The organism is Amycolatopsis sp. NPDC045836, from assembly GCF_056431745.1.
Map to the genome: position 1 here is coordinate 223108 of NZ_JBWKKF010000014.1, position 23520 is coordinate 246627.

The following is a 23520-nucleotide window of genomic DNA, read 5'->3' on the forward strand; positions in this document are numbered from 1 at the left end:
GGGCAGCACCCGGCGCGCCGGGCTGAACCGGCTTCCGTTCTCCGGTTGACTCCCGGGCAAACGACACGGTCGATCCCAGGGAGCCCGAACGGTGGCCGAGCAAGAACCAGTTGCTGCGCAGCGGCTGATGCCCACCCAGGCGGCGGTCGTCGCCTTGGCCGCCCGCGTGGCCGGTCTCCAGCAGCAGGTGGCCTCCGGCGATCTCGCGCTCGACCCCGCGGTCGGCGAGGAGATCCGCACCATGCTCACCGAGCAGATGGACCAGGTCGACGTGTGGCTGCGCCGCGCCATCGACCTGGCCAGGCAGGCCCCGCTCGGGCGGAACCCGGTGGGTGAGGCGATGGCCGGGAAGTTCCAGCAGCGGGCCGGGGACGCCGACTCCGCCCTCGCCGGCGTCCTCGTCCCGTACCGCGAACTGCTGGCCAAGGCGCACGAGACGGTGGGCGTGGCGATGCAGCGCTACGGCGACTTCGAAGGCCAGTCGATCAACCTGCTCCGCACCGCCAACGGGGAGACCAACGCGTGAACGACGAACAGCCGGACCCCGCCGACCTCGCGCTGACGCAGACGCAGAACTGGCGTTCGCGCAGCCACCGAGAGCTGTACGAGTCGGTCCACCTGAACAACGACCCCGGCCAGGTCGGCCAGCTCGGCGAGGAGTGGACCGGGATCGGCGCGGAGATGAGCGAGCACTCGCGCCGGATGGGCGAGCGGATCAGGGCCACCGAGAGCGGCTGGCGGGGCGAGGGCGCCGATTCGGCCAGGGAGTCGGTGCTGGAGCTGGTCCAGTGGTCCGGCAAGGCGGCGGCCACCGCCGAGGACATGGGCCGCAAGATCGGTGAGCAGGGCCGGATCATGGAGACCGCCAGGGCCAGCATGCCCGAGCCGGTCGAGTTCGACTGGCAGGCGATGGTGACCAACGGGTTCGCCACCGGCGGGCTGGCCGGTTTCGCCGCCGCCGTGCAGGACGTGCGGGTCAAGAGCGAAGAGGCCAACGCCGCGCACGAGCAGGCGGTCGCGGTGATGACCCAGATGGAGACCGCCTCCCGTGAGGTGGACACCGCCACGCCGCGGTTCGAGCCGCCGGTGGTGAAGGCGACGCCGATGATGGCGACCGCCCGCCGGATGAGCCTGACCGAGGAGCAGGACGCGCTGGCCGGTGGCGGTGGCGGGGCGGGCGGCGGGACCGCGCCGCTGCAGCCGTTCCAGCAGGGCGCCCCGGCCGCGCAGCCGTTCCAGCAGCTCACCCCGCTCAACGCGGACACCACCACCGCGGGCTTCACCGGCGGGCCCGGTGGCCCCGGGGGCGCGCCCGGTGTGCCCGGTGGCATCCCGGGGGTGTCCACCCCGGCCGCGTCGCTGCCCGGCGGTGGTCCCGGTGGCGGGCCGGGTTCGCCGCAAATGCCCCCGATGCCGCAGGTGCCGGGTGTGCCCGGTGGCGTTCCGGGCGGCGGGGGCACCGGTGGCGTGGGGGGCACCGGGTTCTCCCCGAAGTCGGTGCCGGGTGGCCAGGACACCACCCGCGCGCAGAACGCACCCGGGTTCACCATGCCGAACACCCCGCCGGGTGGCATGCCGGAGTTCAACGGCCCCGGCGGGATCCGCCCGGGTACCGCGCCGCAGGGCGCGCCGCCGAGCTTCACCATGCCGAACCTGCCCGGTGGCAAGCCCGGTGGCGGCCCCGGCGCCGAGGACACCGTGCGCCAGCCCCGCTACCAGGCGCCGCCGAAGCTGCCCGGCTTCACCGGCCCCGGTGGCACCCAGTACGGCGGTCCCGGCCCGAACAACCCCGCCGGCGTCAACCGGCCCGGGGTCAACCCGCCGCAGGTGCCGCGGTTCACCATGCCGCCCGGTCCGGGTGGCGGTGGCCTGCCGTCCTTCGGTGGTGGCGGCGGTGGCGGTGCCGGTGGCTTCGGCCCCGGCAGCGGTGGTCCCGGCGGGGCGGGCGGCTTCGGCCCGGGTGGCGCGGCCGGTGGCGGCGCGGGCGCGGGCGGTGCCTACGGCCCGCAGGGTCCCGGCGCCTCGACCGGCGCGGGTCCCGGCGGTGGCCGGGTGCCCGCCGAGGGCTTCGGCCCGCGCGGCACCGCCGGTGCCGCCGGGGCGGCGGGCACGGGTGGCGCGATGGGCGGCGGCATGGGTGCCGGCGCCGGTCGTGGCCAGGGCGAAGAGGACAAGGAACGGCGTTCGGCGGCTTACCTCCAGGGTGAGGAGATCTTCCAGGTGCCGGGTGAGGACCTGCCGCCGCCGGTGATCGGCGCCCGCAAGCAGAAGAAACCGGAGTAAGGCGTGCACAGTCCCGATTTCGTGCTCTCCGCGCACGAGTTCGACATCGTGTGGGGCGAGCTGGACCTCGGCCGGATGCCGTACCCGCTGGACGTGCCCAGCACCGGCCGCACCGTCGAGCAGCGCGCGCAGCTGGCAGCCGAGGTCTACCGGGAACTCGGCGACCGGGGCCTGGCCCGCGGCCAGCGGGTGGACGCCGACCTCGAAGCGCTGCTGGTGCTGCTTTCGCAGTACGACGTGGCGGTGGACGCCATCGGGCACATCGGCTACCCGGTGCGCGCGCTGGCCGCCGCCCGCGGCGCGAACGCGGTGCTGGCCGTGCTCGCCGGTGGTGAGCTGTGGTTGCGGGAGATCCGGCCGACGGCGCTGGCGCGGTCGATCGTGGAGGTCCTGCCCGCCGGCCACGCCGGTCCCGGGCAGGCGATGTCCCTGCCGTACCAGGCGCTGGCCGAAGCGGCCGAGCCGCAGGAGGACGAGGACGACCCGTACGGCGGCGACCTCGACGAGCGGGTCGTGCTGAGCCGGGCCGGGGTGTCCCGCACCGACGCCGGTGCGCTGCTGGAACTGGCGAACAACCGCCGTGCCGGTGGCCAGCTGGGGGTGACGCTCGGCGGCAGGCGCACCGAGCGGCTGCCCACCCTGGTCACCTGGTTCGACACCCACCAGGGCCGCTACCTGATGGTGCGCGAGGACTCGTGGCTGAGCATCGCGCCCGCCGACAACGAACGCATCGAGCAGCGGGTGGCCACGGTGCTGGCCGGCGCGCGCTGAGGGGGGAAGGCATGTCCTACGAGGTAGCGCCAGAGGACCTGATCGCCCACGCGAGCCACCTGGACGGCATCACCGACCGGCTGAACACCGCGCTGGACGCCGCGCGCACGGTCAGCATGGACGACAGCGCCTACGGGCTGCTGTGCTCGTTCCTGCCGCCGATCGTGAACCCGATGGAGGAGAAGGGGATCGAGGCGCTCGGCGCCGCGGTGGAGGGGGTCACCACCACCGCGGGCAACGTGCGCACCGCCGCCGAGTCCTACCGCGAGACCGACCGGTCGCACATGAAGCCGCTGGAAACGTTCCGCGCCGACGCCGAGGGCGTGAAGGTGGGCGAGCTGAGGGGCGCTTCGGGCGGCGGTTCGAGCCCGGCGGGCTTCTCCACGCCCGCGCACCAGGCCCGCACCCCGCTCGAGCCGTTCCAGCAGGGCGAGCGGCTGGCGGAAAGCACCCCCGCCCAGCAGGCGCGGATGCCGGTCGAACCGTTCCAGGCCAGCGAACGCCTGGCCACCCCGGCCCACCAGGCCGAAGCGCGCTTCGCCCCCAGGCAACAGGGCGAGCCAGCCCAGCCCAACCGGTCCGTCTGACCAAGAAGCAAGAAGGAAGCGGTACACCAACCATGACCAACGGACTGGGCGCACTGGGACGGGACCCGTCCCAGGTGGAAGCCGACATCGACCGGTGGGCGCAGGGGTTCGCCGAGAAGGCCCAGCGCTACCAGGCGGCGCAGGCGCAGGTGGAGCAGATCCGCACCACCGCCAGCAGCCCGGACGGCACCGTGCGGGTGACCGTGCGCGCCGACGGCAGCGTGACCGACCTGCAGTTCAGCGACCGCATCCGGCAGATCGCGCCGTCGGAGTTGTCGGCGATGGTGCTGCGCACGATGCAGACCGCGCAGTCGCAGGTGGTCGGCCAGGTCGGCGCGACCATGCAGGCCGAACTCGGCGACGAGGACCAGCAGACCCGCGCGCTGATGATGGACGAGCTGCGCACCCGGTTCCCCGAACCCGACCCCGAGGCCGAGGCGGCCGCCGCAGCGGTGTCGGAGAAGTGGGACTACGACGAGGGCGACGACACCCCGCCGGCTCCCCCGGCACCGCCCGCGCCTGGGGCCCCGCCCGCCGCGGGCCCGGCCCGGCGGCCGCGGCGGCCGGACGAGGACGACGACATCGACCCGGACTTCGACCCGCTGCGCGACTGAGCGGCGCTCTCCGGCGACCGGGACCTCACGCCCCCGGTGAGCTCCCGGTCAGGCCGAACGGCCGGGCCCCGGCCAGCAGCCCGACCAGGCCGGAGACCAGCCGCATCTGCTCGACCGTGCGGATGTCGGCCTCGACCAGGCGGGGTGAGCAGACCAGGACCGCGACCGCCTGCGCCCGCGACAACGCGACGTTCAGCCGGTTGCGGGAGAGCAGGAAGTCCAGGCCGCGCGGCAGGTCCACCGCCGAGGACGAGGTCATCGTGGTGAGCACCACCGGCGCCTCCTGGCCCTGGAAGCGGTCCACCGTGCCCACCCGGACGCCGGGGAACCCGGCCCGCTCCAGCGCCCGGCCGACCACCCGCGCCTGCAGGTTGTACGGCGCCACCACCAGGATGTCGCCGTCGTCCAGCGGGCGGGCGCGGCCGTGGTCGGTCCACTCGCGACCGTGCAGCGCCCGCACGATCGCGACGATCTCCTCGGCTTCCTCCACCGAGCGCGTGGTGTTGCCCCGGTGGTCCACTTCGGACACGTAGAGCCCGGCCTCCACGCCGTCGATGCCGCGTTCCGCCGCGGTCGGGTGCGCGTGCAACCGGCCGGCGTAGGACAGCCGGGAAACGGGTTCGCAGACCGCGGGGTGCATCCGCCGGGACTGGTCGAGGAAGTAGCCCAGTTCCGGCGGGATCACGTCGGCCTCGCCGATCAGGTGGCCGAGCGCCGAGGCGTCCGCGCCCGCCGGGTGCGTGCCCTGGACCACCTGCGGCAGCTGCTGGGGGTCGCCGAGCAGCACCAGGTTCCGCGTGCACATCGAGACCGCGAGCGCGTCGGCGAGCGCGAACTGCCCGGCTTCGTCGACGATCAGCACGTCGAACGGCTCGGCACGCAGGTCGGCACCGGCGAAGTTCCAGGCGGTGCCGCCGACCAGGTGGCCGGTGCCGTGCTCGGCGCGCCACGCGGCCAGGTCCTTGTTGCTCTTCGGCTGGTCCCACGGCAGCGCGGGGTCCGGGGCCTTGCGCGGGCGCTTGGCGCACGGCAGCTCCGGCGCGTCGGCCAGGGCCGCGCTCAGCACGTTCTCCACGGCCTTGTGGCTGTTCGAGGTGACCGCCACGGTCTTCCCGGCCCGCACCAGGTGGGCGATCAGCTTGCCCGCCAGGTAGGTCTTGCCCGCACCCGGCGGCCCCTGCACCGCCAGCGCCGAGCCGTCGAGCGCGTCCACCGCCCCGATCACCGTCTGCACCAGGTCCTCGCCGGGCGGCGGCAGCTCCTTGCCCCGGCGCAGCCGCGGCGGACGGCGGCGCAGCAGGTCGACCCCGGGGTGCGGGGGCAGCTCCGGCAGCGCGCCGACGACGAGCTGGGCCAGGTCGGCGACCGCCTCGTCCTTCGGCGACGGGCGGACGGGTTCACCGGGCAGCACGGCGAGCGGGCGCGCGTCGGTGGTCTCGTCGACCTTGCTGCTCTCCTCCAGCGTCAGCTCCTCGGCCGTCGCGGCCACCACCTTGGCCTTGCGGGCTTCCGGCCCGTAGCGCAGGCGCACCTGGTCGCCGGTGGTGAACGGGTGCGGGTGCTCGGGGTCGGTGGCGATGGTCAGCGTGCGCCTGGCGTTGCGCGCGCGGCCGGTGGGCGGCACCCACTCCCCCGCTCGCACCGACAGCGGCACCGCACAGCTGGTGTCCACTTCGAGGTCGGTCAGCGGGGCGGCGAGCTGGCGGAAGTGCTCCCACCACGCCGGGTTCGTCTCGCGGCGGTGGTAGCCGACCGACGCGGCCAGCAGCGCCTTCGCCCGGTCGGCCTCGGTGAACTGGGCGGGGTCGGCGGGCAGGCCGTCGAGCAGCGGGTCGACCAGTGCGGCCAGCTGCGCGGCGCGTTCGGCCCGGCGCGCCGCCGCTTCCTCGTCGGTCGCGTCCACTCCGGACTCCACCGGCGGGGCCGGCTCGATGCCGGCCTCTTCCCGGATCTGGTGGAGGAACTCGAACAAGCGCAGCGTGGACACGCAGTCGTACTCGTTGTAGTCGCTGATCCCGCGCAGCACCTCGGCCGCCTGCTCGGGCTCGCCGAGCTGGGACAGGGTCAGGTACTCCTCGTACGCCTCGATGCTCGACGCCGCCGTCTTGACCTCGCCGTCGCGGGCCTCGGGCATGTACAGCGGTTCGAGGTACTTGATCGAGTAGGAGCGCTGCGAGACCAGCAACGCCTTGCGCACCACGGCGTACAGGTCGATCAGCACACCGCCGCGCAGCAGTTCGTCGACCTCCACCTCGCGGGTGCCGTGCAGGGCGGCGAGCTGTTTGAGCGCGGTGACCTCGTACGGGGCGTAGTGGTAGACGTGGGCGCCGGGGTGGGCGGCCAGGCGTTCGGTGGTGAAGTCGATGAACCGCTCGAACGCGCGCTTCTCCTCCGGCCGTGAATGCGCCCAGAACGGGGTGAACCGCTGGCCGCCGTCGGTGGTGACCGCGCCGAACAGGTACTCCAGCCCGGTGCCGCCCAGGGCGTAGGGGTCGCCCTCCATGTCGAAGAAGACGTCGCCGGGGTCGGCGGGCGGCAGTTCCGCGAGCGGCGCCGGATCGATGATCTCGTAGCTCACCTCGCCGGTCCGGTCCTGCCGGACCTGGATCTTCGCCTGCGCGCGCAGCGTGGCGAAGCTGGCCGCGGACAGCTCGCGGGGCCGGTCATCGGCCTCGGCGGTGGCCAGCGCGTCGATCGTGCCGAGTCCGGCCTCGGCCAGCTTGCGCCGCTGGTCGCTGCGCATACCGGCGACCAGCGACAGATCGCGGTCGGCCTCCCGGCCGGACGCGCAGTGCTCGGCGAACCCGCAGCTCGCGCAACCCGGTCGCGGGTCGGCCCAGAGCCGCTCGGGCAGCCGGGCGGGGCGGGTCAGCAGCCGCTCGCGCAGCCGCCGCAGGAGCGGGAGGAAGTCGTCCACGCGCAGCGTGCGGGTGGTGCCGTCGCCGAGCATCAGGTGCATGTCGGGCCCGGCGGGCCAGCCGGCGCTGCGCAGCGCGTCGGCATACGCGGTCAACTGCAACACGGCGGCGGGCCGGGCGTGGCGCGCCAGCTTCGTGTCGTACACCTCGTAGCGCCCCTGCTCGTCACGCAACAGGAAGTCGGCGCGGCCGGTGAACTGCCCGTCGTCGAAGACCGCCTGGTACACCACGGGGGCGCCGGACCACAGCGCCACCGCCGTGTCGCTCACCGCCGTCGCGTGGTCCACGTGCTCGATCTCGACCACGGCGTGCTTCTCCCCGCGGAAGCGCTCGAGGGTGGCCTCCTCGTGCGCACGGCCGTGCTTGACCGCGAGCTGGTCGGCGCCGCTACCGGGCCGGGGCGCCCCCGGGAGCCCAGCCTCGAAGGCCTGCTTGAGCACGCTGCGGTGCTCGCACTCGAGGAGGTCGGCAAGATCGGATGGGGTGTGCATCGCCGGGCAGTCTCCCGCGCCCCACCCCCCTCCCCCGCGATCGACACGCACTTGACCAGTAGAAACCCCTGCCCCCACCCCTGCCGAACCCGCGCGGGAGGGACGCGCTAAGCTCTTCCCCATCACCACCCGCGAGGGACGGTGACAACCGGGCTGTGGCGCAGTTTGGTAGCGCACTTGACTGGGGGTCAAGGGGTCGCAGGTTCAAATCCTGTCAGCCCGACCGGCAAAGGGACCGTTTACGCAGGTAGACGGTCCCTTTCTCTATGTGCGGACGACCTTGGACGCGCGTCCGCCCCGGAGCGTCCAACATTTGTCCAACATGCTCCGGGGCGGTGATCACGCGGCCAATGCCAAGGAGCGTTGCGTGTCGAGCACGTCGGCCACCTCGTCGAGGCGGTCCGGGAAGAGGTGCCCGTAGATGTTCAGCGTCATCGCCGCGTCGGCGTGGCCGAGCATCTGCTGGACCACCTTCACGTCCGCCCCAGCAGCGATCGCCAGCGAGGCGGCGGTGTGCCGGAGCTTGTGCGGAGTCAGCCCCGGCACCTTCAGCCCGGCAGCCTCCACGGCCGCGTTGAACTCCCGGACGCGCCAGTTGTTCGCCCGCAGGGACTCACCACGCGCGGTGGTGAACACCAACTCGTCGTCCCCGCGCCCCTCGATCAGCGGCCGGAGCACAGCCACCAGGAAGGCCGGAATGGACACCGTGCGGCGCTTGCCCGTCTTCGGCAGCCCCTCGTGCTGGACGCCGTTGACCTCGAAGAAGGTGACCGCGACCCGGATGCGCCGCTTGTCCAGATCCACCCGGCCGACCCGCAGGGCAGCAGCCTCGCCCCAGCGGAGGCCCGTGTAGGCGAGCAGCAGGATGAGCGCCCGGTTGATCGCGGCCCCGGCAGTCGGCCGGTCGTACTTCGTGCGCAAAGTGCCGGCCGCGTCGGCGAGCGCTTCGACCTGGCCATAGGTGAGGTACACGTGCTCCGCGTCCGGCCGGACCGGCAGTTTGACCCCACGGGCCGGGTTCACCTTCAGCCGCCGGGGAACACACCATTCGAGCACCATCGCCAGCACCCGGTACGCGTGCCGCGCCTGTGACGGCCCGAGCCCGCTCCCGCCATCCTCTTTGGCCTTGAGCAGCTTGGCCACCCACACCGCGATGTCCTCGCGGCTGATCGCGGTCAGTACGAGGTCGCCCCAGCGCGGGATGACGTGGTTGTCGAGCAAGCCGCGGTACTTCCACCACGTCGACGGCTTCAGGTCGTGCCGGGACTCCAGCCACTTCTCCGCCATCTCCGAGAACGTGACCTTGGCAGCAGCCGGGTCGATGTAGTCCCCCGACGCGAGCGACGCTTCCAGCTCAGTCCGCCGGTTGTCCGCGAGCGTCTTCGTCGAGGCCACCTCGGAGCGGAGCTTGCCGGTCTGGTCGTAGTACATCACCTCCCAGCGTGCTGGCGGCTTCCTCCCTGCCCGTTTGGCCTTCGCGACCTTGTCGAGGTAGCTCGGCCTCTGGTTGCGGTCGTAGACCCAGACGCGCGCCATCAGACCCCACCCTGCTCAGCCACCCAGGCGCTCACATCCTCCGGCCGGTACCGGACGTGCTTGCCCAGCCGGAGCCCGGTCGGCCCGATCCGGCGGGTCCGCCACTGGTAGAGGGTGTTCACCGGTATCTGGAGGTAGTCGGACACATCTTTGATCGTCCACAGTGGTTCGCTCATGCGCGGCTCTCCTTGCTGTATCGGGCTTTTCGGTCGGCGCGGATGCGTTCGGCGATTCCGGCGGCAAGTTCGGTTTCGGCGTCGGTGAGGTAGCCGGAGCCTTCGAACCACCAGTTGTTGACCACGACGACCCGGCCGTGGTCGAGGCCGAGGCGGTCGAGGGTTTCGGCGCGGCGGTAGTCGCGGCGGTCGCCCCGGATGACGCGGAAGGTGGTGGAGTAGCGCACCGACTTGGTCAGGAAGTGGCCCCGGAACCCGAGCATGTGCGCCCAGCGGTGCAGGTGGAGCTTGTCGTACCGCTCCAGCTCCCCGAGGTCCCAGCAGGTTTCGATCATGCGCCGGTGGTGCGCGCTGACCTGGAGCAGCGCGATGTCCCGTTCCGAGCGGATCGGGCGGTCCGCGGCTTCGCTCTTGCCGGTGCCCTTGGTGGCGTACTTGGCGATGTAGCCGGACAGGGCTGCTTCGCTGATGTTGCCGCCGTCGTCTTCGAACTCGGTGGCCGAGGCGGGGCGGATGTCGCGGATGTCGACCTGTTCGCCCCAGACCAGCCGCAGCGGGGAGCCGTCCGGCCGGGCGATCGTGTATTCCACGCCCCTGGCAGCCGTGTGAACGGCGTCGCGCAGCAGGTCCGGGGTTGCCCATGCCGGGGCCGGGTCGGCGGGTCCGTCGGGGCCGTCGAGACGGAGCACGGCGTGGTAGTGCACGAGCCCCCGCCGCTGGTACTCGGCGACCTTGGCGTAGGACAGCCGGGCGTGGAACCGGAACTCGCGCACGGGCATCCCGACCATCGCGGCCAGAACACGGCGTAGGCGGCCGGTGAAGCGCTGCCAGAGCACGCCGGTGTTGGCCTGCCACAGCACCGCGCCGGTGTAGTCGTAGCTCTCGGGGTCGAGCGGGGCGCCGAGGCGGGTGTCGGCCTCGTGGTGGTGTTCCCCGCAGCCGCACGGGATGCGCTTGCCGCCCGGGGTGGTGCGGCGTCCGTGGACCGGCCCGAACGACGGGGCGGTCAGGGTGATGAAGGCGCGGGTCTTGTCGGCGACGGTCTCGGGGATGCCCTTGCTGCCGCCGGACATCCCGGCGCGGATGAGGTGGAAGGCGTCGGCGGCGTAGCGGTCCGAGCAGTTCGGGCACACGCTGGCGCGGCGGTTGCCGCACGGGACGAAGATGTCCCCGCCGTGGTGGTGCAGCACCGTGCCGGTGGCCGCGTCTTGAATCTGGGAGGCTCCAGCGAGCCGGATGGGTTTAGCGCAGCCGCCGACCGCGTGCACGGCGGCGCGCCACTGGTCGTAGTCGGCGCGGGTGACGCGTTCGGCGATGCGGGATTCCAGGGTGAGCACAGGGTGGCCCTTTCGTGCAGCAGGGCGGGACACGACCGGTGATCGGCCGTGCCCCGCCCTGGTGGTGCGGGTGGTTCAGTGCGTGAGGGTGTGCCCGTTGCGCGGGGCGTGGTCGGCGAGGACTTGCGCCGCCATCGGTTCGGGGATCTTGACCACGGCGCGGATGTCGGCGGTGGTCGGTGTGCGTCCCTCAGCGCGGGCCGCGTCGAGCGCGGCGGTGATGCGCCCGGTCATCTCCGGCGGGAGCTTGACCCGGGATGCCGAGGTCGGGTCCGGTGCCGATGCCGGCAGCGGCGGACCGGGCAGGTTGGTGCCGGTCGGGGTGGGTGGTGCCGCCGCGGGCTTCGGCACCTCCGTGCCGTGTGGCACCTGTTCCGCGGCTTGCTCGCGGACCTTGGTGCACTCGGCCTGGATGATCGGCATGACCTCGGCGAGCAGGAACACCACCGTGGGGATGACCAGGTGGAAGAAGACGTTGCCCTTGGAGATGTGCCCGTCCGACGGGGCGAGCGCGGCCCAGACGTTCGCGATGAGGGTGGAGGCCAGCAGCACCCGCTTGAGCCACTTGACCGGCCCGTGGTCGACCTTGAGGCCGTGGGAGAGCATCGCGGCTTCCCAGCGCAGCAGGGTGATCAGGATTCCGGCGAGCGCGGGTTCGGCGAGCCAGCCGCCCCACCACATCGGGTCGGCGGGGGTGAGGTGCCCGGCGAGGAAGTCGTGCACGCCGGTGGTGGTGAAGCCCAGGCCCACGGCGAGGAAGAACCACATGGTGCGGGTGATCGAGACGCGGAACCGGTCGGCGTTGACCGCGCCGAGTAGCGGGTTCGCGGCGAGGCGGTGCACGTCGCGTGCTTCGTCGAGTTGCGCGGCGAGCACCTTGACTCGGCGTGAGGTCTTCGGCGCCTGCGGGTCCTTCTTGGACTTGCCGAACACGAGATCACCTCCTTTCCGGGGTGGGTCGTGCGCTACCGGCCGAGCGCGGCAGCGAGTTCGTCGAAGAGCCTCTTCCCGGCGTCGGTGATCTCCAGCACGGCGGTGGTGTAGGTGCCGTCTTCGAGCTGTACGCGCTCCGAGCGCCCGATCACGATGAGGTTGTGGTCGATGAGCCGGTCGTAGTGCTCCTTCATGCACGGGTCGTCCAGCTCGGCCTGGTCGCCGTCGACGAAGGCGTAGCCCGCCTCGGCGGTGTAGAGCAGCCCGTCGCGGCACACCTCCAGGGTGGTGTAGACGTCGATGCGGTCGATGGCGGCGATGTCGTTGAAGGTCAGCATGAGCAGGTGTCCTTTCTGGATCAGCGGAGGGGTCGCAGGGAGGACCAGCGGTTGAGCAGCGAGCGGCCGCGTTTGGTCAGGCGGAGCCCGAGCACCGGGCGGCGGACGACGCCGTGGTAGCAGGAGATCGTTTCGTGCAGCGGGCGCCGCTGGACGTAGCCCTGGGCGATGAGCTGGTGCACGGCGTCTTCGTCGAGGGCCATGCGCACCCGGTCGGTGTCTTCGAAGACGACCACGCGGTCGGTGTCGTCGAGCAGCCCATACCGTCCGTCGTGGACTTCGGCGAGCACGTCGACGGTGACCGCGGGGTTCCCGGCGGTCGAGCGCTGTCCGCGCTGGCGCACCGGCGGGCATTGGCGTTCCGGTGCCGGGCGGTCGGTGGGTTTCGGCGGGGTGCCGAAGAGGTCGAGTTGATCGTTCATCGTGGTGTCCTGTCTCGGTCGAGGTCTTCTTTCTCGGCGAGGTCGCGCAGGACGAACCGCATGCCGAACAGGCCACCGGCCGCCAGGAGCGCGGTGATGCCGAACAGCAGCGAGGGGCCTTGCGCGTGGTAGATCAGCGCGAGCAGGGCGACGGCGGGAACGCCGAACTTGATGTAGACCCAGGCCCGCCAGGCCAGAAAGCCGATGCGCCACATGAGGAACCTCCAACGGAGTTGACGTGAGCGGGTGGTGGGTCAGCCGCCGAAGCGGTCAAGGGTGCGCAGCAGCTCGCGCAGCCCGGAGCGGAGGTCGAGAGCGGTGGAGTACTCCGGGTCGGTCAGCACCGCGAGACCGGTGGCGTCCGGGCCGAGACGGACTTCGACTTCGGCCCGGACCGCGTCACACCACGGCGCGGAATCGGCCAGCGCGCAGGACAGCGCGTGACGCAAATTGGCGTAGTGCTCGGCACGGAACGGCATCACGCCACCACCCGCAAGTCCGCCGGACGCCCGTGCTGCACGAAGGCCACGAGTTCGTCGATCTCGTGGTCGGCGACGTAGGACGCGCGCACCTGCATCGGGACCCGGGAACGCTGACGGATGACGTAGCCGACACCGGCGGTGTCCGGGTGGTTGGCGATCTCGTCGGCCAGCGCGCCCCGCAGCCGGGCGTTGTCCCCGAGCGCCATGTCCACGTGCGACGCGGTGGTCACCCGCAGGCAGAACCGGTCGGTGAACAGGTCCCGGATCGGGACCGTGTCCTTGGTCGGCTCTTGCACCAGCGCCAGCATCGAGTTGCCGGTCGCGCGGCCCTGCGACCCGACCAGCGCCAGCTGACGGCGCAGCTCCCGGGCGGTCGAGGGGTCGCCGTAGGCCAGCAACGCCCCGATCTCGTCCAGGATCAGCAGGTCCAGCGGGGTCTCCCGCGACACGGTGATCTTGCGGCGTCCCTCGGCGGCGAACTCGCGCTGCCGGGCCTGCATCGCCTCGACGTAGTCGGCCACGAGGTCCGCGCACTCGCCGTTGTCGGCGGCGTAGCGGTGCGCGACCGGGGCGAGCTTGGCGAACTCCATCTGCTTGGGGTCGCACAGCCACAGCCGCACCAGCCCGTCGCGCAGCAGCGGCGCCATCGCCCGCAGCATGGACATCGGGATCGAGTTCTTGCCCGACCCGGTGGCACCGGCCCCGAACACGTGGCGGCCGAGGATGCCCTGGCGCCACTCGTTGCCGTACTCGTCCTCACCGACGTAGAGGTCGGTCAGGTCGACCGCGTCGGCGTCCCAGGGCATCTCGGGTGCGTCGATGACCTCGGTGAACGCTTCCGCGCGCTGGATGACCAGGCCGACGACGCCGGGCTTGACCCGCTCGACCCCGATCCGGTGGGCGCGTAGCGCGTCGGCGAGCAGTTCGGCGTTGGCCTCGAACTGGCGCACGTGCTGGCCCTTGGGCAGCGCCAGGTGCAGCACGTCCACGGTCGGCGAGTAGGCGCGCACCTTGGTGATGCGGGGGAAGTGCTCTTCGCCGGTCTTGCGGTGCGTCGTGTACAGGTCACACGCCCGCAGGGTGGCCTTCCAGCGCGGACCGAGGTAGGCGGTCCAGCGGCGGCGCACGGCCCGAAGCCGCGGGGCGGCCAGCCGGTCGAACGAGTCCGGGTGCGCCCGGTACCAGGTGCCCAGGGCGGCGGCGGTCCCGCCGACGATGCCCCCGGTCGCGGTCCAGCCCAGTTCCGACCCCGATGCCAGGATGCCGGCCGGAGTGGCGAGGAATCCCGGGTGCCGTGCCGTCCAGGCGACGGCCTTCATTTCGCGCCCCATCCGGCGCTTCGACGTGGTGCTCATGGTCTCGTGAGTCCCTTCCGGACAGGGCGAGACCGGCCCCGCAACCAAGCCGCTGTGACCGGGTTGCAGAGCCGGTCACAGCCACGAGGGTTGCTAGTTCTTGATCGTCGAGCGCGCGTCGTCCAGGGCGACGGTCAGCGTGCCCATCGACTTCGCCATCTTGTCGTGCATCGCCTTGAGGCCCTCACGGCGCACGGGGATGCCGCGCATCGAGCGGCGCAACTGCCGCAACGCCGTGTCCACCTCGTCGAGCACCCGGTCCACCTGATGCGACATGCTCAGATCCTCCAATCGCGGGAGACCAGCTCCGCCTCGTACTTCTTCGCCTGCGACCGCAGCCGGTCCAACTCGTCGAACGCCCGCTGCCGCATGCCCTTGAGTTCGTCTTTGGTGGCCATGGTGAATCCGCCCGGGGCCGCGTTGTCGTCCACCTTGTCGATCAGCTTGTCCAGCGAGTCGAACGCCTCCCCCACCATGTCCATGGCGGAGATGAACGTCCCGTACAACCGGCGGGCACGCTGGTTGATCGCCTGTACCTGCATGTCGAACCTTCCTGTTTCTGCGCTACGCCGCCCGGTGCGGCGTGGTCTGCGTGCGAGCCGCCAGTTCAGCGGCCGAGGTCAAGTCCGCGATCAGGAAGCGGACCGCGTTGCGCACCGCCACCCGCGTCTGGTAGTCGGGGTTGGCGTCGGCGAACCGGCGGTAGCTCTCCCGCGTGGCGCGGATGATGTCGTCGATCTCCTGCATCACAGTTCCTTCCGGATCACCTGTTGCGCGGTCGACAACCCCGCGCGGAACCCCGCCTGCCACTGCGGGTCGGCCGAGGTGTTCCCGGTGTCCCGTTCCCGGTCCAGCAACGCCACCAGGCGCCGGACCGTGGCCAGCCTGCGGCGGCTCACCGGGCCCGTCCCCGCACGATGAAGCCCAGCACCAGTGCCGCCACACCGAAGCCCGGCTGTGCCACCGTCAGCACGCCCGCCAGCATGAACCAGATCACGTAGAACAACGCCCGGTCGAAAACCGCTGCTTCACCCATTGATCACACCTCCCATTGAGCACCGCACACCCGGCAGGTGGCGATACGAGTCGGAGAAAGCCAGAAATCGGCAGAACACACGTGGTCACCCATCGCGCTTCGGCCCGTTCGGGTCGTAGGTCGACAGGCCGCCGACCAGCGCGGGCGGCGTCTCGTCCAGGTCCTGCCACCACTCACGGTCACGCATGAAAATCACCTCCACAAACGCACGTCAGCACGGCCATGGTGAAACCCAAAGACCCCCGGGAAAATGAGCCCGGGAATCAATGCGCGCCACCATGCAGCGCGTGTTTTCGGCATGGATCGGCCCACTCTGTATTTGTCAATGAACGAAGAAGTGCGCTGGCCCGACTCGAAACGGGCCGCCTACCGGCTAGGGCAGCGCGCCAGGGTGGTGTTAGCGGGACGAGGGGGAGGTTCCCGCGACCGGACACTCACCGGTCGGCAACCGGGCTACGCGGCGGAACTCAGCACGTCGCGCCCGGCGGGCTTGAGGCCATCGGCCTTGAACCACAGCCCCGACCCGGTGATCTGCCCCGTCTCCGGGTCACGCATCTCGTAGGTGTTCAGCACCGGGTTGATCAGCTCCACATAGGACCCCTCGGTGAACCCCTCCCCCGGGTCCGCCGACAGGTTCACCTTGATCTCCTCGCCCTTACCGGTCCGTCGCCCCTCGACCGGACGCGGCTTCGCGAACAGCATCACCACGAACTGGTTCTCACCGGCCCGGTTCGTCACCGTCTCGATCTGCCCCGTCTGCCGGTTCTCCCGCGTCTTCAGCGTCGGTTCCTCGGTGACCATCAGCCGGTACCCGCCGAAGTTGACCGCGATGTCCTTCATCTCCGCTGACCTCCTGCGTCTGTGCCGGACACTTGCCGTCCGGTGTTCCTGTGTTCCAGTAGAGCATAACACTCACACAGTGCGCTACCCTTCAGCGGACGAAAGGCGGAAAGAGCGATGTCGATCAACGAGGCCACCGGCGTCAGCCCAGCGCTTCAGGTCGCCGCTGACCTGCGGAAACGCATCACGCGTGGAGACCTGAAGGTCGGCGACAAACTCCCGGGCGCGCGTGCGTTGGCGGACGAGTACGGTGTCGCGCTGACCACCGTCGTCCGGGCAACCGAGGACCTGCGCCAAGAAGGCTTGATCGAGACGCGCCGGGGCACCGGCAGCTACGTGGCGAAGACACCGGCCGTCCTCCAGTGGGACAACGACCGCTACTTGCGCAAGGTGAGCCCCGGAGCGAACGCAACCGACCCGTTCGACCGGGTGGATGCCTCGATCTGGACCGAAGCCGCGGCCGACCACATTGCCCGCCGCCTCCAGATCGAACCCGGCGCCGACGTCAGCGTGGTCCGGTACGTGTGGCACATGAGCGGCCAGCCGGTGCAGGTCAGCACCCAGTGGGAACCGCTCACGCTCACCGGCGGAACCCCGATCGAGACGCCCATAGACGGCACGAAGGGCAATCCCAGCGTCGCGGAGCGGTTCGGTTCCATCGGTATCACCGTGACCACTCTGGAAGAGCGAACCCGCGCCCGGATGCCGGACTCCGACGAGAGCAAGGCGCTCAGCATCGGTGCCGGCATTCCCGTGGTCGAGATCGAGCGGACCCATTTCGCCGGGGACTTGCCCGTCGAGACGGCTGACATCATCGTGCGAGCGGATCGGATCGTGCTCACGTCCGTGCACAATTTGGAGCCCGAAGGCGGAACCGGCAAGTGAAGCTGATCAGCGTCGTCACCCCCGTCCACCCACCGAGCGTGAAGCACCTCGACGAGGCGTACCGTTCGTTGGAGGCCCAAGAACTCCCTCCCGGCTGGGCGTGGGAATGGCTGGTGCAGGCCGACGGCGAACAGGACCTGCTCGCCGGGAGGCTGCCCGACGATCCCCGCGTGCGTTCTGGACACAACCGCAAGGGCGGCCCCGGCGTCACGAGGTCCGTAGCCGTAGGGCGCGCTCAAGGTGAGCTGGTCAAGGCTTTGGACGCGGACGACCTCCTGTTGCCGGGCGCCCTCGCCCGCGATATCGCCGCGCTGGAAGACACCACGATCGGCTGGACCACCTGCAAGGCTCTCGATCTCATGCCGGACGGCTCCCGCGTCGGTTTCGACGGCGACCCGGCGGAAGGCGTGATCGCCCGTGGCGACGTGCTCCGGTACTGGAAGAGCCACGGCTACCGCTCATCCGTGCACGGCGCCACCCTGTGCATCCGCACCAAGCTCCTGCTCATGCTCGGCGGCTGGTCACCCCTACCCGCATCCGAAGACACCGGGCTAGTTCTCGCCGCGAACGCGGTAGCTAACGGGTATTTCATCGCGACCCCCGGTCTGCTGTACCGGAAGTGGGACGGACAGGTGACCCAGGCGCCAGCCCACACAGACCCGGACGAGTTCAACACCCGCATGCGCATCATCGGTGACCGCGCCGAAGCCTTGTTGAGCGTGTTCGGCCCAGGGCAGTAGCAACGCGGCATGAACTTCCGCGTGACTTCCGCTCACCTTGCCGGTTTCGAGCACAGCGACGACCGGACGTTCTCCGGCGGAAACTTCGTCGTGATGCTCGACGGTGCATCCGCGTTCCGGCCGGTTCCGGTACCCGCCGCTGTCTACGCCCAGCACCTCGGGGAGCACCTCAGCGCCTCGCTCGAAGCCGATCCGCGAGCGGACCTCACCAGCGTCTTGCGGTCAGGCATCCAAGCCGCGGCCATCGGACTGGATCTGACGCCCGGTCACTCCCCATCGAGCACCGTCACGATCCTTCGCGCACTCCCCGACCGGACCGACCTCCTGGTCCTCGGTGACAACCTGGTCGTGACGCCCGACGAGCAGATCACCGACAGCCGCATGGACCAGCTCGACCTAGCCCCACGCCACAAGTACCGGGAACGGCTGACCGCAGGCGAGGGCTACACCGAGACGCACCGGCAACTGCTGTGTGAGTTGCAAGACCAGCAGGCTGCTGCACGCAACCGAGAAGGCGGCTACTGGATCGCCGAGGCCACCCCCGAGGCAGCCGACCACGCGATCACCCGCACCTGGACCGTGAGTAGGCCAGCATGGTTCGTGCTCGCAACCGACGGCGCCTACGAGCCCATGCGGCACCTCGGATACGACGACTGGCCATCGATCGCGAGAAGCAACAGCGAAGACCTGCAAGCGATCCTGGAGCGTTGCCACGACTGGGAAGCCGACAGCGACCCTGACGCCAAGGCACTCCCCCGGGCCAAGCAGCACGACGACAAGTCCCTGACTGCGGTGCTCACGACGGCATGACTCCGGTCGCCAGTTCTGCCGCGTGACCGGTGTGTTCAGAGTTTCTTTTCTTGTTCAAGGCGGCCCCTCCGGGGCCGCACGGCCTCATGCCCCTTGCTCCGGCCGTGCTCGCGCGGGGCGTGCGGCTGGCGCCGGTCCCCGCGCGACGGCCGGAGCCGAGGCAGGCCGAAGCCCCGGAAGCCGCGGAACGAAGAAGAGATGTCCTCGCCGGACGGGCAGGTCTCCGGGATGGCCGGGAATGCACGTCGGCTGCGGTCCGTGTGTGGCCAACGGCATCCCGTCGACCTCCACGAGGGCTACCACACCCCGTCAAGGGACAGCCCCCATTTCGGCCGGCTGTTTGGCAGGCGGAGTCCCTTGACGGGGCGTGGTAGGGCTTCGCCAGGTCGACGGGATGCCGAAAGGCCCCACACTCAGCATTAAATCAGAACGGGGGCTCGTCACTCGGACGAGGTGGAAGTACATTCAAAAGGTCATCGACCACACTATCTATACCTATCGCATTTCGACGCGCAGCAGAATGAAGATTGCCGAGAATAATATGCATTCGGCCATCATTTCGCATAGGTGTAAAAGTGTCGATTACACCGCCGTCCCGACCACTCAAAACCACCAGCTCGTAGGGTGCTTGCCCGTCATCATCAACCGTTGCGATCATGGCGCTATACTTATCCAGATCCACAACGAACGCCGCCGGCCTATCAGTTGAACTCCAGCTCAATCGCCCCTCCTCAGTGCCGTAGCGGAGCCTGTCAATCAGGTCGTCCAGCTTTTGCTCGAATGACATAGTTCCCACATCCCCAAAATCAAGCAGAAGCTTCAAGCGGCTTCAAGTCGGTCTTTATTTGCGAGGCCAGGGTCGCCATGAGGGCCGCGACTTCAGAGGTCGAATCTCTTATTTTTTCAGTGCCCTTCAACAACTCTCCAGGTTTCGCCGCGACGATCCTTCTCTTCGCCGCAGCAATAAGCGTTGCAGTTTCTCCAATTTTAACTATAAGAGGATCATGCTGCGCATTGCCTTCAGACAAGAGGCCGAGCGCTTCAGCAGATAGTTTCCGCCACTCCCTCAATTGATTTAAGACCAGATCCTTATTGTCACCTAACGCAGCCTTTTCAAGCTGAGCTTCACATGCCTCGAAGCCTGCGACAAGCAATAGTATCTGATAAGTACTGGCTCGCACCGATGCCGACTCAACTGCATCTCGTGCCGTCTGCGCAATCGACGCTGCCCGCCGAACCTGCCAGATGGTCACCGCAAAGGCCACAAAGCTGACGAGATCGGCGATGTTAAGACTCCACAATTTCGACCGTTCTCCCGTCACCTAGGCACATCCTGTTTTCCTCGGCTAACCGTGCCTCCCATGATCTACAGCCGACTACTCGATGTCACGTTACGAGTCCCAGATGAGACCTTCGAAGCCATCCTCCGCAGTCTGGGCTGCGACTTCACGAAGCGCTCCCGCGATCCACAGAAACGACAGGCGCCGCGTCCAACATTCGTACAACATGGAGTCGGCAGAGCACGGCAGACGACCACGAACGCCGGAAGCTCGACCGCAGGTCAGAGCTGGCTTCGGGCGACCTGCCGCAGGTCCACGCAGGGGCAGACAAGATCAAGGGGTCGCAGGTTCAAATCCTGTCAGCCCGACCGGTAGCGGAAGCCCGCTGACCACGGACAAACGTCCAGGTCAGCGGGCTTTTTTACGCCTGTTTGTTGATCTTGATTCGACCGCCCATTGTGGTCTGGAGCAGATGTCCTGGATCGCGTCCGGGATACGGTGCCCCAGCCGGCGAGCCTGGGCGACATCAGGCAGGCCGTCGGCGATGAGCCAGGTCTTATGACTGTGCCGCAGCCCATGAAAGGTCAGCTCCGGCTTGACCGGCAGCACCCGGACCAGAGGACGGACGCGGTCGAGGTTGCCGTCCGCAGCGGGGCGCATCGCGCGGCGGGCGAAGTTCGAGCGGCGCAGCAGTTCACCTTCCGCGGTGATGAAGACGTGATCATGGGTATGGCTGGCCAGGTGCGCGCGCAGCAGCACAACCAGGAACGGGGGCAGCGAGATGGTGCGGGCGGACTCGGCGGTCTTGGGCGGGCCAAGTTCGAAGTGACCGTTGACCTCATGCAGCGCGCCGGTCTCGGGATCGATGGTCAGTGTTGCGGCGTCGAGATCGAGGTTGCAGCGGTGCAGACCGGCCAGTTCGCCCCAACGGGCACCGGTCCACGCGGCGGTGATCACCAGCACAGCCGCCCAGGGTCCCCCAGCGCGGCGGCCTGCAGACCGATCATGAGGACCTGCTCCGGGGTAGCCAGACCTGCTCCCGGCGCTTCTGATGCCGGCGCCGTCCACGGCGGCGGGGCTGGATCGGGTTGACCGCGATGAGACGTTCGTCCGCGGCGTCGGCGAGCATCATGGTCATGATCTTGACGATGGTGTTCACCGTGTTCTGGGCGTAACCCTGCGCCCGGAGCTTCTTGGCCCAGGTGTGCACCGTCAGCCCGGACACCGCGGACAAGCTGGTCGTGCCCCAGCGAGGCAGGATGTGGTTGCGGGTGAGACTGTCGTACTGGGCCAAGGTGGCCGGAGCGACGTCGATCGAGTCGAACCAGGTCGCCGACCACTCCCCCAACGCCAGCTTGCCGGCTTCAGGGTCCAGGAAGCTCCCCCGACGTTGATCGACCTTGATTTCGCCAGCTTTGTCCAGGGCGGCTTTCTTCGTGGGGAATCCTGGGATGGAGCCGATTGTGCCGTCGTCGCGATGGTACCGAACTCTCCAGCTATCACGCCCGCACTTCTCTACAAATGCCATTGTCGAAGCCTTGTCGTCATAGTGTTGGATTGACGAACACATGGACGCTCCATGGCCGTCAACATTCAACCCCATCGATGAAGAATCTTTGCGCACACCCAGATGTCTGCTAACGATTCCGCCGTGGCGAGCGAGCACTCATCGCGGCGATAGCGTCGAGATCAGTGCGCGAGAACCACAAATGCTTGCCCACATACCGGCACGGCACGGCACGCGCGGCGGCCTTGCGCCGCAGCCACGAGGGCCGGACCTGCAGCATTCCTGCGGCCTGGTCGGCCGTGAACAGCAACGTCTCCGGCGCCACCTCGCCCCCGCCCGCCACAGTGACACTCTCAGTTCCAGCGGCCGGAACCGAGACCCTCTCTGCATACACCTCCCGCCGGGGAGAGGGGCGGTTGAGGCTGGGTCGTTTCCGCACACTGTCGCGATCGTTCATCATGGGGGTCCTCCAACCAGAATGGAGGATCCGAAAGAGCCCGACCGCCAAGTCCGCTCGCGCCCTGACCGTGGCCATCATCGAGCGGTTCATGCGGTCGCTCCAGATCCCTTCAGCGAAAATGGAAGAGCCTTCAGGGACTCCTTGTCCCCTAACTCCGAAAAAGGGCGTCATGGAGACACTGCCAGGAGAAGGAAACTCTCTGCACCGATCAAGCCCGGTGGATTCGGCAGCGACGACAGGAAGCACGCCCCGAAGCAGCTTCCAACTAGGACGACCTGAACCGGCAACCACCGCCTCTGGCGTGGCCGGCATGTCGCGACGACCTGCAGCACGTACGACTGAACCCTACCTCGCTGGCATCCGCGGATTCACTTCACTTCACGAGCCTGATGATTCAGCTGCCCAACCTGCAGCAAATTCGATGCGGGCAATCTGGGAGCACCGAGACCCTGACCCCTTCGGAGACCCGACTGTGGTCAGAACCCTTTGCTCCCATCTGCTCTACCAGCGGCGCAACGGTCTACCCAACGTCCGCACAGGCACGCCGCTGACCTGCGGCAATACAATGCGGCTGGGAGCGGCATCGAGCCAGTGACCTCTTCGGTGTGAATTAAGCAAGGCCAAGCCACTCACCAGCGCTTTTATAAAAATCGCAGGTAGAATGGTTCCACTGGAGACCGTTGGGCGTCGTTTAATGTCACTGAAAGCGCCCAACGGCCCCCATTTTGCTCCCACTATTTGCTCCCACGCCCGGAGCCACCGGCAATATTCCCGCCCCTCACCCGAGACCGGTCGTCCATACCACGCTGCGAAATGGATGAGCAGGCAGCGCGACCATGATGTCCGCCGACCGTCGCCAAGGGGCTGTTTCAGTCGCCGACCAAGTTGTCGGGCGAGGGCGTCGTCGCCGCACCGCCCCCGGTGCCCAGCGCCGCAGAACGGCCGTTCTCGAGAGTGAGCGAGCAGAAGCCTGGACTCTGGACACGCCGGCAACCTGGCGGCGAGGTCGCGCGGATCAGCCCAGTGGAGCGAGGTAGCCGGTACCCAGCGCGGCGGCCATACCCGGCGGCGCCTGCACGACTCGCTCTCCGCTGGGCCGGACGCGGAGGCGTATGTCAACGGCTGCGCCGGACCATGGCGGTCTAATCGCCGTGTGGGGCCGTCCGCCGTGCTTCCGGAGTGGTCACTCCGGGTTCTGCTGCAGGTCGGCCACGAGCTGGACCCACGCCACGCGATAACGCTCGGCGCCGTCGACGCCGGCGGCTTGCCGCAAGGCGCGTTCCGCCTGCGCGGGCGAGGCACCCAGAACCCGGGCGGCAGCGACCCGGAACTCCGGCTCGCTGCCCACCTCAGGCAGCAGCGGATTGCCGTTGTCGTCCTTCTCGCGATCTCTCGTCACGCGGGCCGATTACCCGCGCGGTGGCACCGCACACCCTCGGGGCCGGGCACGAGCACTACTGGGCCGCCCGTCGGCGGCTCGTTACGGTTCCCCGCCGTGTCCGCGGCCGAGCGGTCTCCGGCGGCGACCAGCGGGGCCAGGCGCACGAAGTGAGGACGGTCGTTGTCCTTAGAGTTCCTAACAAAGTCGTGCGACGTGTCGCCAGCAGATGATGCAGGTGGCCAAGCCGAGGAAGGCTTCGTGGATGTCGTCGCGGCGCTCCCAGCGGATGCGCAGGCGTTTCATGCCGTGGTACCAGGCGATCGTGCGCTCCACGACCC

General features: G+C 69.3%; 28 protein-coding genes, 1 tRNA gene and 2 pseudogenes. 9 read left to right on the plus strand and 22 right to left on the minus strand.

Going from position 1 to position 23520, the window contains the following annotated elements; genetic code table 11:
* Positions 1-91: 91 nt before the first annotated feature.
* From AC07EG_RS26680 to AC07EG_RS26700, 5 genes and pseudogenes are all read left to right on the plus strand, one after another.
* Positions 92-526, plus strand: coding sequence for a hypothetical protein (locus tag AC07EG_RS26680; RefSeq protein ID WP_478255918.1), 435 nt, complete (start codon positions 92-94; stop codon positions 524-526).
* Positions 523-2283: a WXG100 family type VII secretion target gene (locus AC07EG_RS26685; protein ID WP_478255919.1), complete on the plus strand. Its 1761-nt coding sequence runs from the start codon at positions 523-525 to the stop codon at positions 2281-2283. Before AC07EG_RS26680 ends, AC07EG_RS26685 begins: the two co-directional genes overlap by 4 nt.
* A gap of 3 nt (positions 2284-2286) precedes the next feature.
* On the plus strand, positions 2287-3054 hold the full coding sequence (locus AC07EG_RS26690) for an ESX secretion-associated protein EspG (RefSeq protein ID WP_478255920.1): 768 nt from the start codon (positions 2287-2289) through the stop codon (positions 3052-3054).
* Positions 3055-3065: 11 nt separating this feature from the next.
* Positions 3066-3359, plus strand: a pseudogene (locus tag AC07EG_RS26695) (type VII secretion target); the annotation flags it as partial.
* A gap of 314 nt (positions 3360-3673) precedes the next feature.
* Positions 3674-4255, plus strand: coding sequence for a YbaB/EbfC family nucleoid-associated protein (locus AC07EG_RS26700; RefSeq protein WP_478255921.1), 582 nt, complete (start codon positions 3674-3676; stop codon positions 4253-4255).
* A 25-nt stretch (positions 4256-4280) separates the two neighbouring features.
* Here the strand turns inward: AC07EG_RS26700 and AC07EG_RS26705 are convergent, their stop codons facing one another.
* The gene (locus AC07EG_RS26705; RefSeq protein WP_478255922.1) at positions 4281-7664 is read right to left on the minus strand and encodes a TM0106 family RecB-like putative nuclease; all 3384 of its coding nucleotides are present in this window, start codon (positions 7662-7664) and stop codon (positions 4281-4283) included.
* A gap of 149 nt (positions 7665-7813) precedes the next feature.
* Between AC07EG_RS26705 and AC07EG_RS26710 the strand changes: the two genes are divergently transcribed.
* Positions 7814-7887: transfer RNA gene (locus tag AC07EG_RS26710), tRNA-Pro, on the plus strand.
* 116 nt (positions 7888-8003) lie between these two features.
* On the opposite strand, the gene AC07EG_RS26715 is transcribed toward AC07EG_RS26710, so the two are convergent.
* From AC07EG_RS26715 to AC07EG_RS26785, 15 genes are all read right to left on the minus strand, one after another.
* Positions 8004-9200, minus strand: coding sequence for a tyrosine-type recombinase/integrase (locus AC07EG_RS26715; protein ID WP_478255923.1), 1197 nt, complete (start codon positions 9198-9200; stop codon positions 8004-8006).
* A complete protein-coding gene (locus AC07EG_RS26720; protein ID WP_478255924.1) occupies positions 9200-9376 on the minus strand; it encodes a helix-turn-helix transcriptional regulator in 177 nt (58 codons plus the stop codon). Before AC07EG_RS26720 ends, AC07EG_RS26715 begins: the two co-directional genes overlap by 1 nt.
* On the minus strand, positions 9373-10713 hold the full coding sequence (locus tag AC07EG_RS26725) for a replication initiator (RefSeq protein WP_478255925.1): 1341 nt from the start codon (positions 10711-10713) through the stop codon (positions 9373-9375). Before AC07EG_RS26725 ends, AC07EG_RS26720 begins: the two co-directional genes overlap by 4 nt.
* A 75-nt stretch (positions 10714-10788) precedes the next feature.
* A complete protein-coding gene (locus tag AC07EG_RS26730; protein WP_478255926.1) occupies positions 10789-11646 on the minus strand; it encodes a hypothetical protein in 858 nt (285 codons plus the stop codon).
* 32 nt (positions 11647-11678) lie between these two features.
* Positions 11679-11984 carry a hypothetical protein gene (locus AC07EG_RS26735; protein ID WP_478255927.1) on the minus strand — a complete coding sequence of 102 codons (306 nt, stop codon included), beginning with the start codon at positions 11982-11984 and terminating at the stop codon, positions 11679-11681.
* Positions 11985-12004: 20 nt separating this feature from the next.
* Complete coding sequence (locus tag AC07EG_RS26740; protein WP_478255928.1) at positions 12005-12406, minus strand: hypothetical protein; 402 nt, start codon at positions 12404-12406, stop codon at positions 12005-12007.
* Complete coding sequence (locus AC07EG_RS26745) at positions 12403-12621, minus strand: hypothetical protein (protein WP_478255929.1); 219 nt, start codon at positions 12619-12621, stop codon at positions 12403-12405. The genes AC07EG_RS26740 and AC07EG_RS26745 overlap by 4 nt, the downstream gene beginning before the upstream one ends.
* 39 nt (positions 12622-12660) lie before the next feature.
* A complete protein-coding gene (locus tag AC07EG_RS26750) occupies positions 12661-12885 on the minus strand; it encodes a hypothetical protein (protein ID WP_478255930.1) in 225 nt (74 codons plus the stop codon).
* Positions 12885-14243: an FtsK/SpoIIIE domain-containing protein gene (locus AC07EG_RS26755; protein ID WP_478255931.1), complete on the minus strand. Its 1359-nt coding sequence runs from the start codon at positions 14241-14243 to the stop codon at positions 12885-12887. The genes AC07EG_RS26750 and AC07EG_RS26755 overlap by 1 nt, the downstream gene beginning before the upstream one ends.
* Positions 14244-14336: 93 nt before the next feature.
* Positions 14337-14519 (minus strand): hypothetical protein, encoded by a 183-nt coding sequence (locus tag AC07EG_RS26760; RefSeq protein ID WP_478255932.1) that lies wholly within the window; start codon positions 14517-14519, stop codon positions 14337-14339.
* A gap of 2 nt (positions 14520-14521) precedes the next feature.
* Entirely contained in the window at positions 14522-14785 is a 264-nt protein-coding gene (locus tag AC07EG_RS26765; protein ID WP_478255933.1) for a hypothetical protein, read from the minus strand.
* Between the two features lie 22 nt (positions 14786-14807).
* Positions 14808-14990: a hypothetical protein gene (locus AC07EG_RS26770; protein WP_478255934.1), complete on the minus strand. Its 183-nt coding sequence runs from the start codon at positions 14988-14990 to the stop codon at positions 14808-14810.
* Positions 14990-15142: a hypothetical protein gene (locus AC07EG_RS26775; RefSeq protein WP_478255935.1), complete on the minus strand. Its 153-nt coding sequence runs from the start codon at positions 15140-15142 to the stop codon at positions 14990-14992. The genes AC07EG_RS26770 and AC07EG_RS26775 overlap by 1 nt, the downstream gene beginning before the upstream one ends.
* Complete coding sequence (locus AC07EG_RS26780) at positions 15139-15279, minus strand: hypothetical protein (RefSeq protein WP_478255936.1); 141 nt, start codon at positions 15277-15279, stop codon at positions 15139-15141. The genes AC07EG_RS26775 and AC07EG_RS26780 overlap by 4 nt, the downstream gene beginning before the upstream one ends.
* A gap of 453 nt (positions 15280-15732) precedes the next feature.
* A complete protein-coding gene (locus tag AC07EG_RS26785; protein ID WP_478255937.1) occupies positions 15733-16119 on the minus strand; it encodes a hypothetical protein in 387 nt (128 codons plus the stop codon).
* Positions 16120-16236: 117 nt separating this feature from the next.
* On the opposite strand from AC07EG_RS26785, the gene AC07EG_RS26790 reads away from it, so the two are divergent.
* The 3 genes from AC07EG_RS26790 to AC07EG_RS26800 are packed head-to-tail and all read left to right on the plus strand — an operon-like array spanning position 16237 to position 18554.
* A complete protein-coding gene (locus AC07EG_RS26790) occupies positions 16237-17004 on the plus strand; it encodes a GntR family transcriptional regulator (protein WP_478255938.1) in 768 nt (255 codons plus the stop codon).
* The gene (locus AC07EG_RS26795; RefSeq protein ID WP_478255939.1) at positions 17001-17744 is read left to right on the plus strand and encodes a glycosyltransferase family 2 protein; all 744 of its coding nucleotides are present in this window, start codon (positions 17001-17003) and stop codon (positions 17742-17744) included. Before AC07EG_RS26790 ends, AC07EG_RS26795 begins: the two co-directional genes overlap by 4 nt.
* Before the next feature lie 9 nt (positions 17745-17753).
* On the plus strand, positions 17754-18554 hold the full coding sequence (locus AC07EG_RS26800) for a PP2C family serine/threonine-protein phosphatase (RefSeq protein WP_478255940.1): 801 nt from the start codon (positions 17754-17756) through the stop codon (positions 18552-18554).
* A 424-nt stretch (positions 18555-18978) separates the two neighbouring features.
* On the opposite strand, the gene AC07EG_RS26805 is transcribed toward AC07EG_RS26800, so the two are convergent.
* The 6 genes and pseudogenes from AC07EG_RS26805 to AC07EG_RS26830 form a co-directional block, all read right to left on the minus strand.
* The gene (locus tag AC07EG_RS26805; protein WP_478255941.1) at positions 18979-19341 is read right to left on the minus strand and encodes a hypothetical protein; all 363 of its coding nucleotides are present in this window, start codon (positions 19339-19341) and stop codon (positions 18979-18981) included.
* Positions 19342-19360: 19 nt separating this feature from the next.
* Complete coding sequence (locus AC07EG_RS26810; protein ID WP_478255942.1) at positions 19361-19876, minus strand: hypothetical protein; 516 nt, start codon at positions 19874-19876, stop codon at positions 19361-19363.
* 366 nt (positions 19877-20242) lie between these two features.
* Positions 20243-20797 carry a tyrosine-type recombinase/integrase gene (locus tag AC07EG_RS26815; RefSeq protein WP_478255943.1) on the minus strand — a complete coding sequence of 185 codons (555 nt, stop codon included), beginning with the start codon at positions 20795-20797 and terminating at the stop codon, positions 20243-20245.
* Between the two features lie 40 nt (positions 20798-20837).
* Positions 20838-21362, minus strand: coding sequence for a hypothetical protein (locus tag AC07EG_RS26820; protein ID WP_478255944.1), 525 nt, complete (start codon positions 21360-21362; stop codon positions 20838-20840).
* 1622 nt (positions 21363-22984) lie between these two features.
* Entirely contained in the window at positions 22985-23200 is a 216-nt protein-coding gene (locus tag AC07EG_RS26825) for a hypothetical protein (RefSeq protein WP_478255945.1), read from the minus strand.
* Between the two features lie 177 nt (positions 23201-23377).
* Positions 23378-23520, minus strand: a pseudogene (locus AC07EG_RS26830) (IS5/IS1182 family transposase); the annotation flags it as partial.

Excerpts from the sequence above, each read along its gene's own strand:
- AC07EG_RS26790 (WP_478255938.1), top strand. The coding sequence starts at position 16,237 with ATGTCGATCAACGAGGCCACCGGCGTCAGCCCAGCGCTTCAGGTCGCC.
- AC07EG_RS26750 (WP_478255930.1), bottom strand. The coding sequence starts at position 12,885 with ATGCCGTTCCGTGCCGAGCACTACGCCAATTTGCGTCACGCGCTGTCC.
- AC07EG_RS26765 (WP_478255933.1), bottom strand. The coding sequence starts at position 14,785 with ATGCAGGTACAGGCGATCAACCAGCGTGCCCGCCGGTTGTACGGGACG.
- AC07EG_RS26800 (WP_478255940.1), top strand. The coding sequence starts at position 17,754 with ATGAACTTCCGCGTGACTTCCGCTCACCTTGCCGGTTTCGAGCACAGC.
- AC07EG_RS26740 (WP_478255928.1), bottom strand. The coding sequence starts at position 12,406 with ATGAACGATCAACTCGACCTCTTCGGCACCCCGCCGAAACCCACCGAC.
- AC07EG_RS26785 (WP_478255937.1), bottom strand. The coding sequence starts at position 16,119 with ATGAAGGACATCGCGGTCAACTTCGGCGGGTACCGGCTGATGGTCACC.
- AC07EG_RS26760 (WP_478255932.1), bottom strand. The coding sequence starts at position 14,519 with ATGTCGCATCAGGTGGACCGGGTGCTCGACGAGGTGGACACGGCGTTG.
- AC07EG_RS26705 (WP_478255922.1), bottom strand. The coding sequence starts at position 7,664 with ATGCACACCCCATCCGATCTTGCCGACCTCCTCGAGTGCGAGCACCGC.
- AC07EG_RS26720 (WP_478255924.1), bottom strand. The coding sequence starts at position 9,376 with ATGAGCGAACCACTGTGGACGATCAAAGATGTGTCCGACTACCTCCAG.
- AC07EG_RS26805 (WP_478255941.1), bottom strand. The coding sequence starts at position 19,341 with ATGTCATTCGAGCAAAAGCTGGACGACCTGATTGACAGGCTCCGCTAC.
- AC07EG_RS26780 (WP_478255936.1), bottom strand. The coding sequence starts at position 15,279 with ATGGGTGAAGCAGCGGTTTTCGACCGGGCGTTGTTCTACGTGATCTGG.
- AC07EG_RS26700 (WP_478255921.1), top strand. The coding sequence starts at position 3,674 with ATGACCAACGGACTGGGCGCACTGGGACGGGACCCGTCCCAGGTGGAA.
- AC07EG_RS26755 (WP_478255931.1), bottom strand. The coding sequence starts at position 14,243 with ATGAGCACCACGTCGAAGCGCCGGATGGGGCGCGAAATGAAGGCCGTC.
- AC07EG_RS26715 (WP_478255923.1), bottom strand. The coding sequence starts at position 9,200 with ATGGCGCGCGTCTGGGTCTACGACCGCAACCAGAGGCCGAGCTACCTC.
- AC07EG_RS26820 (WP_478255944.1), bottom strand. The coding sequence starts at position 21,362 with ATGGCATTTGTAGAGAAGTGCGGGCGTGATAGCTGGAGAGTTCGGTAC.
- AC07EG_RS26745 (WP_478255929.1), bottom strand. The coding sequence starts at position 12,621 with ATGTGGCGCATCGGCTTTCTGGCCTGGCGGGCCTGGGTCTACATCAAG.
- AC07EG_RS26770 (WP_478255934.1), bottom strand. The coding sequence starts at position 14,990 with ATGCAGGAGATCGACGACATCATCCGCGCCACGCGGGAGAGCTACCGC.
- AC07EG_RS26735 (WP_478255927.1), bottom strand. The coding sequence starts at position 11,984 with ATGCTGACCTTCAACGACATCGCCGCCATCGACCGCATCGACGTCTAC.